This is a genomic window from Paenibacillus agricola (genome assembly GCF_011440305.1).
Lineage (GTDB): Bacteria > Bacillota > Bacilli > Paenibacillales > NBRC-103111 > Paenibacillus_S > Paenibacillus_S agricola.
Genome location: NZ_JAAOIW010000007.1, coordinates 29,934 through 43,142, shown reverse-complemented (window position 1 = coordinate 43,142; position 13,209 = coordinate 29,934). Strand labels below are relative to the sequence as shown.

The window sequence follows — 13,209 nt, the reverse complement described above, 5'->3', positions numbered from 1 at the left end:
TCAACATGAGAAACGTTCCGCCTCCGAACTTTTTGTCTATCCTTATAGTGTAACAGATTTTGAAATGGAATGCTTATTTCGCCCAGTTGCATAGAGAGCTTTTTTCGGGTTAAAATGCTTAGTAAGGGTTTTCATGCAATTTCCAACCGGAGGAGTGACAAGGATGGGCATTAAATTCGGGCGCGAATACGAGGATATTATTCATGATTTCACAGAGGCGTTGATGAGCATCGACGAGTGCTGTACTTTTTTGGAGATGACTGCTGAGGAATGGAACGAATTGGAGCTTGAAGAGCGTCGGGAATGTACCCAAACGATGGCTGATGACTTATTTTATGGACTTGGCAGCAATTCGAGAATGGTGATTGGCAATTGTGCCATCAGCCATGATAAAGAGAAGCATGTGATTGTCATCCACCACGAAGAAACGCTCATTCATATTGTTTACTTAGTGTAAAGGGGTGGGAATGAATGGCCAAGCTGTCGGAGGAGGCCCTGATCGAGCAGTTGGAGCAAAGGGCAGGATGGACGCGCGAGGAGGGCAAATGGATCGTGAAGAAATACCGGTTCGCCCAATTTCTCGATGGCATCGCCTTTGTCCAGGAGGTGGGCCGCATCGCTGAAGAAGAGCTAGACCATCACCCCATGATCGCGATTGATTATAAAATGGTAACGCTCCGGCTTACCTCCTGGCATGCAGGTGGATTGACGGAGCTGGATTTTATAGCGGCGGCGTGTTTCGATGAGGCTTCCAAACCATACAATAGAAGGTCGTAAGACCGGTAGGTGTTTTCTTCGTATAGGTATCGGTTTGCACGAATCCTGCCTGCTGGTAAGTGCGGTAAGCGCGTATATTCCAAGCGAGTACCTCCAAATCAATCTCGTTGGAGGGCTTGCTACGCTTCGCTTCTGCGGCAATAGCTCGTACAAAGGCAACCCCGTGGCCTTGGCCGCATAAATCTGGACGCATGCCGAGCCCGATGCGGGTCACTCCAGCAATAGGGAACAATTGGGCAAAGCCCCATAGTCCCCCCTCTTCATTAACAACCGCACGGTATTGTTCGTCGCGCAGCCGCTCATCAGCAAATTCATCTTGCCCAGCCAGCATAATCTCCCAAGGATGCCAGTTATAAATATCGTAGGGCGTGGGATAAGACCAAGTGCAAATATCTTGGCAATGCGCTTCAGTTAAAGGAACGACATGGAATACAGAGGCAGACGGTGCTAGCATAAGGGCAAGCCCCTTTCATGGATTTTCCGAATAGCTATCCTTTTATTTTACTCGTATTGGTTAGGGTTGTCGACTTGCCCAAAGCTATTGATGAATAGGTGTGTTGCTGTATAATGGTAATATTAGGTAAATACAACTTGCTGAAGGAAGTGTTAAGCATGCTGCACGTGGTTACTCAGGATTGGTTATTCGAGCATGGAACAGATGAGCATATCGTTATTGTCGATTGTCGCTTTACACTCGGCCAACCGGAAGCGGGGCGTAGGGCTTATATGGCTGACCACATTCCCGGGGCTGTGTACTTAGATTTGGAGCAGGATTTATCTGCACTCATCACCGAGCATGGGGGTAGGCATCCGCTTCCTAACTGGGAGTTATTTGCCGCCAGGTTAGGCGCATCCGGTATTAATCATGCATCTACGGTGATCGCTTATGATGACCAAGGTGGGGCTATGGCTTCGCGCTTATGGTGGATGCTGCACTATTTGGGGCATACAAAGGCTTATGTGTTAGATGGCGGTTACGCAAAGTGGAAGCAAGCTGGGTATCCGACAACGGATGAGCCTCCGGTTGCGAATGCTACTCTATTTAACGCGATTCCCCAAGAGGAGATGCTGGTTGGTATGGAGGAGCTTAAGGGGAGCTTAGGGCGTCCTGGCACGGTGCTAGTCGATTCCCGGGAAGAGCTCAGGTACTTAGGCGTTGAAGAGCCCATTGACCGTGTGGCCGGCCATATCCCGGGAGCGAAGTCATATTTCTGGAAGCAAAGCCTAGATGAGCAGGGCAAGTGGAAGGATGGGGAGGCGCAAAAGGAACGGTTTGCCGACCTTGCAGATGCAGAAGAGCTGATTGTTTATTGTGGCTCGGGTGTAACAGCCTGCCCTAATGTACTGGCACTTATGGAGGCCGGATTTACTAAGGTGCGGCTTTATTCAGGCTCGTGGAGCGATTGGATTAGCTATAAGGGCAACCCCGTAGCTGTAGGAAGCGAATAGCACGGAGTGTCAGTAGGCAACGCTTGTAAGGTTAATAAGCGCGCCGGGTTCGACATCCTTTAGTTCGAGAATAATCACGTGCAGGCGGGGCTGCTGCAAAGCATGTATATAATCAAAGGCATGCATATCGTCTAGGCGAAGATCCTTCCGATGAATAAATAAGAACATGCCGATCAACCTCTTTTAATCATATATAATTGCCGTTTAGGGGTATGAATTAAAATTGTGAGAATAATCTAATTATTCACACAATATTTGATTCAGCCCTTTTATCAATGGGTAATAAAAAGAAGAAAGCCCTTCAGGTTTGTCCGACGCTTTGCGGGCGTAAAGGAAGCAAACACTGAGGGCTCCAATAAAAAAAAGTTCACGTCAACAGTAGAAGAGTTGTCTTAGAAAGTTAGGTTTCTTCGACGGTGCTCTATTAATTATCTGACATCATAGCTTCGTACTGGTCGTCAGATAAAATACGTTTGGCCGTAACATAGTACTTTGCATAGTAATTTTCACTAAGCATGTTGACAACGACGCCTTTGTTTGTTGCGGAATGATAAAACTTGCCATCCCCAACATAGACGCCTACGTGAGAAATTCCTACGCCATCTGTTTTAAAGAATACGAGATCGCCAGGACGCAACTCGTCTTTTTCAACTTTGGTACCAAGTTCTGCTTGACCTTTGGACTGGTGCGGCAGGTTGATATCAAACTTTGCAAAAACGAAAGCTGTGTAACCGGAGCAATCAAAGCCGTTCTTTGTGGTACCGGAATACTTGTAAGGCGCCCCTACACCGTCGTTGACTGCTTGGCTCAAGGGAGTTTCGGCAAACGCGCTGCCTACATGCACACTGCAAAACAGTGCTAGAGATAAAGCGATACCAAAAAACTTTTTCAAAAAATTTTCCCCTTCCGGTGCCTACGAGGTTAGCTGAGGGTTCGGTTGAAGGTTCCCTATGATCACTTTGTTACGAGATCAATTCACCCAGGATGGATCCCCCGTTCTCCGAATTACTTCGGAAATTCGGCAATATCTTAGTTTTTTTATTGCTTTTATAACAATTCGCACATAATCTTGAATATCCTCCTTTAGTCACAGAATGTTCATAATTTAAGGTCGAAACGTGAAACTTTTTATAAACTATCATAAATGCTTATTCAGCAAGGCTTTTTGGTTTATTGGAAGGCTTTTTTTTATGCCAAAAATACAATATTAGAGATATTGATAACATTTTTTCTAATTACATCGTTTGAATGTCGACAAAAGTACCATGAAAAATGCTGATTTTCAAGTATATTAGGACTTAAGTGACTGTACACGGTTTGGGCTGTTTAAATCGCGATTTGATGGTGGCGTTTCAAGAAAATAGGTGATTAATCCACATGGAATGACCGCATAATCTCAGGTGGTAGCCATGATTCCTTGCAAAGCAAAGGCCGCATTCCTCTTAGGCTGTTTACGCCAAGGGGGTGCGGCCATTTCTATTTGGCAAAGCTTTTCTGTAAGCTGTATGACTCTTTAGAAAGGCTAGTCGTTTTTGCGTTCATTCGGTAATCGGCTTTTGCGTTCATTATTCGTTTTTTGCATTCCATAATGTATGTTGGGAGGTGATCATCCATATTTTTCCGAACACCTGCACAAGCCGGTAAGCCTGGACAACCAAGAGGGCAGCAAAGCCTGCCCACACCATAGCTGAGGCCATAACAAGGGCTGTAATAGTTACAGTAACGACCAGTGTGATCAAAGCGAGCAGCATCACAGGAGCTAAATTGCGAATGAGTAGCCCGAGGGACCAAGTCGGGGATTTACCGCCTGCAAGCCCAAATTGCATATACATAAATACGGTATTCAAAAGAAATAAATATGCCAGATACCCGAGAATCCAAGGTGCCATATACCAAGTTATCGCCGCTAGGGAATGCTGCGTGCTATAGGCCTCCATCAGCTTTGGGCCCAGTAAGTAGAAAGGGACGATTACAAGCACGATTTGGATCGCATATAACAGGATAAAGGGGAGAGCCAGCTTGCGGATGCCCTGCATAAACCGGTAGCCCGCGTTCAGCTCCAAATGCTCCAATGAATAATAAAGACCGGCGCTGAGCAGCGGGGTGAATAACAGGCGTACAAGCAGCAAGGCCAAGCCCCACCATAGGTAAGGATACATGAGGTCGGTTTTCATAAGCTGAAATTGCCCCTCCAGCCAAAATAAATGGACAGCCTCGCGTGGCAGCTCCGGGCTTGGATAACGGTGCAGCAAGGGGACAACAATAGACCGGATAAGGGCATATAGAAGCACGCCCCATAGCAGGTTATATATAAATAATAGGCATACGGCAAAAGGCTGGCTCCAGGCTTGCAACAAGCCGTTTTTTAGCAATTTCCCCATCTACGCATTCCCCTCTCACCAAACAATCCAATCAAATAAGGTTTCAAGCAGCTTGGTTACTCCCAAATTCCAGCGTATGGCGAGCTGGGGCTCCACGTCTGTTTTCATAAAGTTGTTCATCCGTTTGTTTTCCAATACGACTTTATATTGGGGGTCAATGGCAGCCCAATCCAGCCGGGCGGGGTGATGGAGCTTGAAGTTTACATCCGCGTCGAGCCCATCCCATATTTGGTCAATCTGCGATCCGTCGGCAAAATGAAAGCGGATTGGCACCTGATGGTAGGTCCCCCCATACTTTTGAATGCGTACGTTGTTTTCATACATGGGAATTTCGTCTACGGATGTCTTTTTGGTTTGGATGCCTGTGATAGCGTAATCCACCATTTGCCCGCTGTAAACGTACTGTGTGAAAAATTCAGCCCAGCTGGTTTTGGTCGTGTCCTCCAATATTTTTTGGAAATCGGCAGTTGCCGGATGCTTAAATCTCCAAGCTCGAAAATACGCTTTTAATACGCGCTGCATCGTTTCGCTGCCTACCTGATCTTCGATCGCCCGCAGCACGAGTTTACCTCGTGTGTACACATTTTCGGCGTAGGCATCATGCTTGCCATAGCTCCAGGAGTTGAGATTAAGCGATTCAGGCTGGGTCATGTAGCTGGCTTCCACGGTCGTGTTCGGCCTGACGCCATATTCCCGTTCCATCAGCTTATCCTCCGCGTAGGAGGTGAACGCTTCATCGAGCCAAGCCTCCTCGAATTCATTGCTGGCGACCATGCCATACCAGAACTGGTGCCCAATCTCATGGACAATCACGCGTTCCAACTCCAGGTCGGGCTGGTCGTCGGCTGCGCCCCAGCCTGTAACCAGCGTCGGGTACTCCATCCCTCCAGCGCCATTGCCATTAGCGGGAGGCACGACGATCGACAAGGTCGAATAGGGGTAGCTGCCGTACCATTCGGAATAGCGGGCTAGCGCTTTTTTGGCGGCGGTCATATACCTGCCCTTCAATTCCTTATGGTTGGGGTCGAGGTACAGCTTAATGCGGACACCGGGCACTTGGGGAGTCGCATAAGGCTCCTCATAGTAAATGAAATGCGGTGAGGCTGCCCAAGCAAAATCATGCACATCATCCGCGTAAAACGCGTAAGTTTTTTTCTTTCCATCATCGGTGGGCGGCTTGAGCGGGAAGCCGGTTGCGGCGACGGTATAGCTTGACGGCACTTGAACCCGTACATCGTAGATACCAAAGTCGGCGTAAAACTCCGAGTTCCCATGGTATTGATGCAGATTCCAGCCTTCTGTGCCTCGCCCTCTACTGCCTGTCGGCTCATACACGGCGATTTTGGGAAACCATTGGCCAGCCATCACGAAGTCGCCGGCATAGCCCATGCGGGCAAATACGGAAGGCAGCCTGACGGTAAATACCGACTCTAACGTCACCTTTTGCCCGGGATTAACCGCTTTGGGCAGCGTGACCTTCATGAGAGAGCGGTCGTCCTTATTGCCATCATCAGGTTGGACATATTGGAAGCTGCCCATCAGCTCTTCGCCGTCCAGCGTTTTCATGGAGTTGACCTCCATGCCGCCGTAGCTGCCATCCTTGCTTTTATCATCGCGCAGCCTGCCGCCCGATTCCTTCATAAACGTCGTTTTTTTCGAGCTGAAGGCGTTTGGGTACAGATGGAAATAAAGCTCCTGCACAGGCAGCTTCCCAGGATTTTTCCAGGTTAGCGACTGTGTTCCCGATAACAGCTTGCCTTCTGCATCCAGCTCTACATTCATATGGTATTCCACAATGCGGTTGCTAAGCGGGGTAGGGGCGGGCTTTTCGACAGGCTTAGCAGGTAGGCTGGGGGGCGCTTGTGGGTTAACGGGAGGCAAAGCCGGCTCCTCCGCTTGCGCTGCCAAAGCCGAGGAGGCGGGCTTGGCGAGTGGCTGGGCTTGGGACTGCTGCTGAGCTTGGGTCTGGGTCTGAGCTTGGGTCTGGACCGGGCTCGGGCTCTGGGCTCCCAAGGAAGAGGGGTGCGTCCAAGCACTGATGCTGTCTGGCTGGTTGGAAGCAGTTGGACTCGGTGATGCTTCAGGAGTGGGCGGAAGCAAGGCATGGCTTGCCCAAGTGAGCCCCATAGCTAGTACTAAAAGCGAACACCATTGCACAGAAAGGCGGCCAAATCGTTTTATCATTTCATTTTTCACCCCGTTGACAAGCATCTAAAGCATGTATATGTTTGCAAAACGGGGATTATTAGCTAAAATAAATAAGAAAGACAAACTTTATTTACAATGGGATGGTGCCATCGATGGATATAAATAAAGATCAGCCTGTGAACCAGGCTGCACAGACGCCAGCAGAGGCTGTTGAAGCGAAGCCGGCAGATGCAGTTGAGAAGCCAGCAAATGCTGCTGATGAGCCAGTTGCAGTGAAGAAGAAGATTGCCCTGAATATCGTTAGCGGCAAGGTGGAGCACCGCGGCTTTGGAGCGGGCTCGATTAACCTGAGCCAGCTATCGAGCGTAATCATCGAGGGCGATGAAGCATACCTGGATATGGGAGCGCTTCATGCCAAGAGCAAGGTCGAGAAGGGGATCAAGTTCTCTGTTAACAAGGAAGACGTTCCGAATGGCGAGTCCAGTTGGATCGTTTGGGTGGCGGCTGACCGCAAGGAAGAGGGCAATTATTATGCTGGAGTGACCTCTTGCGAAATGCTGATCGACCGAGAGGCGCGGCGCGGATGGAAAATTCTTGCGGATCACGTTAACCGGATGGACTATGCCTTGAAACGGCGCATTATGCTCGATAATGTGGGCGACAAGGAGAAAGCAGCGCTGAAGAAGCTACTTATGGAGTATAACCCTGAGATGTGGGCGAACTCCGGTGATGATTTAAAAGCGGCGCTCGGTTAAAGCACTGAGCACTGAGTTGAGGCACTGAGTTAACAATTAAGGCAATTATGTGAAATACATTGTACTTGGCAGGTTGTTGGTTGTATACTGGACGCTAGTATATCACCTATACTAGGACAGCAAAAAGGCGGGCCCCCGGGCCTGCCTTTTTGCCATATATCCTTTAATCGCTCGTAATAAACATGCTTCTCTATGACGGCGACCGTGAGTGCCTTCCCTCCCTGTTTATCAACTGTCCCGCTGGGAGCATTCGCTCAACGGCTTAAGCCGTCCGCAGTCAGCCTTCCGTCGCTTGTAAGCGGGATCGCGTCGCCCAGGTACGTTGGCTTCGGCTGGAGCAGGTGCACGAAGGCGTAGTCTTTAATGCGTGCCAATACCTCGCGCCGTTCATTATGTTCCATAAAAGCGTAGTCCTGCTTATCCGAAGCAACTCCGTAGGCATCCAGGCCCATCGCTCTGGCTGTATATACAGCACGCATCAGGTGATACTGTTGGGTAACGATGAGAACCTTCTTAGCCTTGAATATATCTCTGGCGCGATACATGCTTTCGTAGGTGCTGAAGCCGGCGTGGTCCATAAATATGTCCTGGGGCAGCACTTCCCTTTGCTCAAGGAAACGGCGCATGGCATTGACTTCGTCGTAGTCGGTTTGCCCGTGGTCGCCACTGACAATAAACCGGCTTGCTTTTCCGGCGTCCTTAAGCTCCAAAGCAACCTCAAGGCGGTCGCCAAGAATAGGCGAAACGGCTCCGTTGGAGTAAACCCGTGCGCCCAATACAAGAATAGCATCAGCGGCAGGAGCATGTTGCTGGCTGTAGATGTAGGGCAAGGCTGCCTCTTGTACATGGGCATTAATGCCCATCGCCCCGCCCAAGGCTACGAGGGTCAATGCCAAAAGTGCCAATAGCTTGCGGCCAATAGGTCGTTTCATAGTGGAATCTCCGCCTTATTTAACAATACTGTTCTTGCACGAGGTTAACATTCCGGGTTTACCTGAAAACACGGCTCTCCACCAAGCACTTATTAGATATATCACCTCATATTACCAATTAGACGCTTGTGCCCGGTAAGAAGTTGCTTAAGCACCCTGTTAATTGATCTCAATAATAGATTGGTTTAATACAAACTAAGCAATTTACGGTATGGAAATTCGTATTATAATTTAAGGTAGCTTATACTTAGTAATGAACCTGTCTGTAATGGTGATTTTTTTCACAATAATACAGCTATGACATCAGGAGCAGCACAATTTTGGTTCTGCGTGGGCAAAGTTATTAGGTTTGACCATATAAGGTTATTATAAGTAATAGGGAGTTTCAGCAAGGTATCCATAACATCATAGAAGTGGAGAGATTAACGAATGACAACTGGCAGTACAACCCTGGGACCCTGGGATGCTTATTTTGGACCCAATCTAGGTTACCTTTATGAGCAATATGATCAATATGTTAGCAACCCCGACTTGGTGGAACCCACGTTCCGTGAATTGTTCGACCGTTTTGGAGCTCCGCCAACAGAGCAGCCTTCCGATTCGGTATCTGTGCAAGCGAATTCCCAAGGGTCCGTGCAAGCAACGGCGGCGACGCAACAGGATCATCTGGCACTTATGAAAAAAGCAGTTGCTGCAGACAGGCTTGTGTGGAACATCCGCACCTATGGCCATCTTGCCGCGGATACAGATCCGCTTACATTGCGTGCTCCATCCGATACCCGTATTCTTGAGGCGGAAACGTACGGGCTGACCGAAGCCGATTTAAAAGCGGTCTCGGCTTCGTTAATTTGGGAAAACGCACAAGGTGCAGTAGTAACAGGCTTGGATGCGATCCAAAGGCTTCGCCAAATTTATACGAAAACAATTGCTTACGAATTCAGCCATGTGCACGAGGAAGAAGAACGGGACTGGCTGAATAAGCAGGTAGAAGCGAATACTTGGCCGACGCCACTTGCTACAGAGGAGAAAAAGTCGCTGTTAAAGAGGCTGGTTCAGGTTGAGCAATTCGAGCATTTCCTACAGCGCACCTTTGTTGGGCAAAAACGGTTTTCCATCGAAGGCTTGGACGTTCTTGTCCCTGTAGTTGATGAAATCGTCAACCGCTTTACAAAGGATGGAGCGGACCACATCCTTATGGGGATGGCGCATCGCGGCCGATTGAACGTGCTTACGCATGTTTTGGGCAAGCCTTATAGCAAAATATTTTCCGAGTTCCACCATTCCCCTAATAAGGATATGATTCCTTCCGAAGGCTCAATGGGGATCAACTATGGCTGGACCGGCGATGTCAAATATCATCTGGGTGCTTATCGTTCCGTCGCAGACGGAGAGCAGGGCGAAACCCGCTTGACACTGGCAAATAATCCGAGCCATTTGGAGTATGTCAATCCGGTAGTGGAAGGCTTCACACGGGCGGCCCAAGAGGATCGTACGGAGCCAGGCTTTCCAAAGCTGGATGTCAGCAAGGCAGTAACCGTCATTATCCATGGTGATGCGGCTTTCCCAGGCGAGGGCGTCGTTGCCGAAACTTTGAACTTTAACAATTTGCCTGGCTATCGTAATGGTGGAACGATTCATATTATTGCGAATAACCGTTTGGGCTTCACCACCGAAAGCTCAGATTCGCGCTCCACGCATTATGCGAGCGATTTGGCCAAAGGCTTTGAAATTCCGATCGTTCACGTTAATGCAGATGATCCTGAGGCTTGCGTCATAGCGATACGTTTGGCGAGCGAATACCGGATCCGTTTTCAAAAGGATTTCCTGATCGACCTGGTGGGCTATCGCCGATATGGCCATAACGAAACCGATGATCCAGAGGCTACACAGCCAATTATGTACAACAAGGTGCATAAACACCCGACTGTTAGCGAAATTTACGCCAATAAGCTGGTGCAAGAAGGCTTTGTGGATGCGAGCCAAGTAGCCCAGATGAAGCAGGATTCACTTAAGGATATGCAGGATGCGTATGACCTGGTTAAAAATAAAGAAGTTAACGGCAAAGAAAATAATCTTAGCGAGAAGCTGCTGGATCAAATCGATCCGACAACGCTTCCCACGGCTGTACCACTTGAAGAGCTTCAGGCGATCAATGCTGAATTGCTGAATTTTCCTAAGGATTTTCAGGTGTACCCGAAGCTTCAGCGCATTCTGGAGCGCCGAGCCCATGCCTTGGACGAAAATGGAAAAGTCGATTGGGCGCTTGCCGAAACCTTGGCTTTTGCCACGATATTGTCCGAAGGCAAGCCGATCCGTTTAAGCGGACAGGATTCACAGCGTGGTACCTTTGCCCACCGTCACTTGGTTCTGCATGACCCGAATACCGGGCGCAGCTATTCCCCATTGCATGTACTGCCACAGTCGAAGGCATCGTTTGCCATCCACAACAGCCCGTTGTCGGAAGCTTCCGTACTTGGCTTTGAATATGGGTACAATGTATTTTCGCCGGAAACGCTTGTGATCTGGGAAGCACAATACGGGGATTTTGCCAACGCGGGCCAGGTTATTTTTGACCAGTTCATCGCAGCGAGCAGAGTGAAATGGGCACAGCGGTCGAGCTTGGTCGTTATGCTTCCACACGGTTCCGAAGGCCAAGGGCCGGAGCATTCAAGTGCCCGCTTGGAGCGGTTCCTGCAGGCTGCTGCCGAGGACAACTGGACAGTAGCGAATTTGACGAGCGCGGCGCAATATTTCCATCTGCTTAGACGCCAAGCGGCGATGACCGAAACCGAATATGCACGCCCTTTAATTTTAATGGCACCGAAAAGCTTAATTCGTAACCAACGTGTAGCATCGCCTGGCATTGCATTTAGCGAGGGCTCCTTCCAGAGCGTGCTGGAGCAAACAGGCTTGGGTGGACAGCACGACCAAGTGGAACGTCTAATTTTATGCAGCGGTAAAGTAGCGATTGATCTGGAGGATGCGATTGCAGCCGAAGAGAAGGATTTGGATTGGCTGCATGTGGCGCGTGTGGAGCAGCTGTATCCATTCCCGCAAGCCGAGCTGGAAGCGATTATCGAGCGTTATTCGAACCTTAAGGAAATTGTTTGGCTGCAGGAAGAAAACAAAAACATGGGCGCATGGACTTATATGGAGCCTCGAATTCGTAAGCTGCTGCCTGAAGGTACAGCGATTCGCCATATTGGGCGTCCCGACCGCGCGAGTACGGCAAGCGGCTACCAGAACGTCCATAGCTTTGAACAACAGAAAATTATTACAGAAGCGTTGGAGCAGCTCTAATATCATAGATTTGTGAAAGTTATCCAATAATAAGCACAGGAGGCGGCAATTGCATGGATATTAAAATACCGGAATTGGGTGAATCCATCACAGAAGGAACGATTTCTTCTTGGATGAAAAATGAAGGAGACGCCGTAAAGTTTGGCGATTTGCTGCTTGAATTGGAAACAGATAAGGTGAATTTGGAGATCAATGCCGAAGCCGATGGCATTTTGCAAAAGATTACGCGCCAAGCTGGCGACACCGTACAAGTAGGCGAAAGCGTTGGCGTGATTAGCGCTGGCGCTGCTGGGGGAGCGGGCGGCCAGGAGGCTGCTAAAGCCCCAGCCGAAGGCTCGGGCGGCGCAGCAGCTGAATCAGCTGGCAAGCCAGCGGTTGCAGCCCCGGCCGATGCTGGCGGAGCCAAAAACGACAGCGGTCCTGCTGCCGAGACGAACGAGGACGGTGCTTACACCGCATCCCCGTCGGTCCGCAAGCTGGCAAGAGAGCGTGGCATCGACCTGAACCAGGCGCGCCCTGTTAACGGCGTGGATACGATCCGCGTTTCGCGCGGCGACCTTGACGCTTTCTCGTCCCAAGCCGCATCGAATGGCACACAGCAAGCTCAGCCGCAACAGGTGCAAGCACAGCAAGCAGGTCCTGCTGCAGGCGCAGCAGATGCGTCCAAGCCAACTGAGCGCAAGAAAATGTCCAGGCGCCGCGTTACGATCGCCAACCGTTTAGTTGAAGCGCAGCGCACAGCTGCCATGCTGACGACCTTCAACGAAGTGGATATGACCGCGATTATGGATCTCCGCAAACGCCGCAAGCAATCGTTTCAAGAGAAAAATAATGTTGGCCTAGGCTTTATGTCCTTTTTCACGAAAGCAGTTGTGGGTGCATTAAAAACCTTCCCTCTGCTGAATGCGGAAATTGAAGGCGAAGATATTTTAGTAAAAAAATATTACGATATCGGGATTGCAGTTGGCGCTAAGGAAGGCTTGGTTGTTCCGGTAGTACGTGATGCCGACCGGTTGAGCTTTGCTGAAATTGAGCGCAAGATTGGTGAATTGGCCGTAAAAGCGCGCGATAATAAGCTTGCGCTTGCCGATTTGCAAGGGGGCACCTTCACCATCACCAATGGCGGCGTATTCGGCTCGCTGTTGTCGACACCGATTCTGAATACCCCTCAGGTTGGTATTTTAGGCATGCACACGATCCAACGGCGCCCTGTAGCTATTGGCGAGGATGGCATCGAAAACCGCCCTATGATGTACCTGGCGCTTTCCTATGACCATCGTATCGTTGATGGCAGCGAAGCGGTTCGCTTCCTGGTAACGGTGAAGCAATTGCTGGAGGATCCAGAAGCGTTGCTGCTGGAAGGTTAATCTCTTAATAAGCTATTTCCATAACAAAAAGCAGCTACCCATCGTTTACTCAAGATGGATAGCTGCTTTTTTTGACTTGAATCTGCACATGCAGCTGATT

General features: G+C 49.5%; 12 protein-coding genes and 1 riboswitch. Of the genes, 6 read left to right on the top strand and 6 right to left on the bottom strand.

Going from position 1 to position 13,209, the window contains the following annotated elements:
• The first annotated feature begins 163 nt into the window (after positions 1–163).
• Both G9U52_RS19395 and G9U52_RS19390 read left to right on the top strand, forming a co-directional pair.
• Positions 164–457 (top strand): hypothetical protein, encoded by a 294-nt coding sequence (locus tag G9U52_RS19395; protein WP_166152305.1) that lies wholly within the window; start codon positions 164–166, stop codon positions 455–457.
• Positions 458–471: 14 nt separating this feature from the next.
• On the top strand, positions 472–777 hold the full coding sequence (locus G9U52_RS19390) for a 4a-hydroxytetrahydrobiopterin dehydratase (RefSeq protein WP_166152304.1): 306 nt from the start codon (positions 472–474) through the stop codon (positions 775–777).
• On the opposite strand, the gene G9U52_RS19385 is transcribed toward G9U52_RS19390, so the two are convergent.
• A complete protein-coding gene (locus tag G9U52_RS19385) occupies positions 722–1,231 on the bottom strand; it encodes a GNAT family N-acetyltransferase (RefSeq protein WP_166152303.1) in 510 nt (169 codons plus the stop codon). The two genes, G9U52_RS19390 and G9U52_RS19385, sit on opposite strands and share 56 nt — an antisense overlap.
• 158 nt (positions 1,232–1,389) lie before the next feature.
• Between G9U52_RS19385 and G9U52_RS19380 the strand changes: the two genes are divergently transcribed.
• Positions 1,390–2,226 carry a sulfurtransferase gene (locus tag G9U52_RS19380; RefSeq protein ID WP_166152551.1) on the top strand — a complete coding sequence of 279 codons (837 nt, stop codon included), beginning with the start codon at positions 1,390–1,392 and terminating at the stop codon, positions 2,224–2,226.
• Between the two features lie 9 nt (positions 2,227–2,235).
• Here G9U52_RS19380 and G9U52_RS19375 read toward each other — a convergent pair whose 3' ends face one another.
• The 4 genes from G9U52_RS19375 to G9U52_RS19360 all read right to left on the bottom strand — a co-directional run bounded on the left by G9U52_RS19375 (position 2,236) and on the right by G9U52_RS19360 (position 6,791).
• Positions 2,236–2,394: a hypothetical protein gene (locus tag G9U52_RS19375; RefSeq protein ID WP_166152302.1), complete on the bottom strand. Its 159-nt coding sequence runs from the start codon at positions 2,392–2,394 to the stop codon at positions 2,236–2,238.
• A 256-nt stretch (positions 2,395–2,650) separates the two neighbouring features.
• Positions 2,651–3,118 (bottom strand): C40 family peptidase, encoded by a 468-nt coding sequence (locus G9U52_RS19370; RefSeq protein ID WP_166152301.1) that lies wholly within the window; start codon positions 3,116–3,118, stop codon positions 2,651–2,653.
• A gap of 3 nt (positions 3,119–3,121) precedes the next feature.
• A riboswitch (cyclic di-AMP (ydaO/yuaA leader) is annotated at positions 3,122–3,260 on the bottom strand.
• A 531-nt stretch (positions 3,261–3,791) separates the two neighbouring features.
• Entirely contained in the window at positions 3,792–4,607 is an 816-nt protein-coding gene (locus G9U52_RS19365; RefSeq protein WP_166152300.1) for a hypothetical protein, read from the bottom strand.
• Between the two features lie 15 nt (positions 4,608–4,622).
• On the bottom strand, positions 4,623–6,791 hold the full coding sequence (locus G9U52_RS19360) for a M1 family aminopeptidase (RefSeq protein ID WP_207953078.1): 2,169 nt from the start codon (positions 6,789–6,791) through the stop codon (positions 4,623–4,625).
• 116 nt (positions 6,792–6,907) lie between these two features.
• Between G9U52_RS19360 and G9U52_RS19355 the strand changes: the two genes are divergently transcribed.
• On the top strand, positions 6,908–7,510 hold the full coding sequence (locus tag G9U52_RS19355) for a YwhD family protein (protein WP_166152298.1): 603 nt from the start codon (positions 6,908–6,910) through the stop codon (positions 7,508–7,510).
• Positions 7,511–7,764: 254 nt separating this feature from the next.
• On the opposite strand, the gene G9U52_RS19350 is transcribed toward G9U52_RS19355, so the two are convergent.
• The gene (locus G9U52_RS19350; protein WP_166152297.1) at positions 7,765–8,442 is read right to left on the bottom strand and encodes a SanA/YdcF family protein; all 678 of its coding nucleotides are present in this window, start codon (positions 8,440–8,442) and stop codon (positions 7,765–7,767) included.
• 429 nt (positions 8,443–8,871) lie between these two features.
• Here G9U52_RS19350 and G9U52_RS19345 point away from each other — a divergent pair, with 429 nt between their 5' ends.
• Both G9U52_RS19345 and odhB read left to right on the top strand, forming a co-directional pair.
• Entirely contained in the window at positions 8,872–11,742 is a 2,871-nt protein-coding gene (locus tag G9U52_RS19345; RefSeq protein WP_166152296.1) for a 2-oxoglutarate dehydrogenase E1 component, read from the top strand.
• A gap of 53 nt (positions 11,743–11,795) precedes the next feature.
• Entirely contained in the window at positions 11,796–13,109 is a 1,314-nt protein-coding gene (gene odhB, locus G9U52_RS19340; protein WP_166152295.1) for a 2-oxoglutarate dehydrogenase complex dihydrolipoyllysine-residue succinyltransferase, read from the top strand.
• Positions 13,110–13,209: the final 100 nt, after the last annotated feature.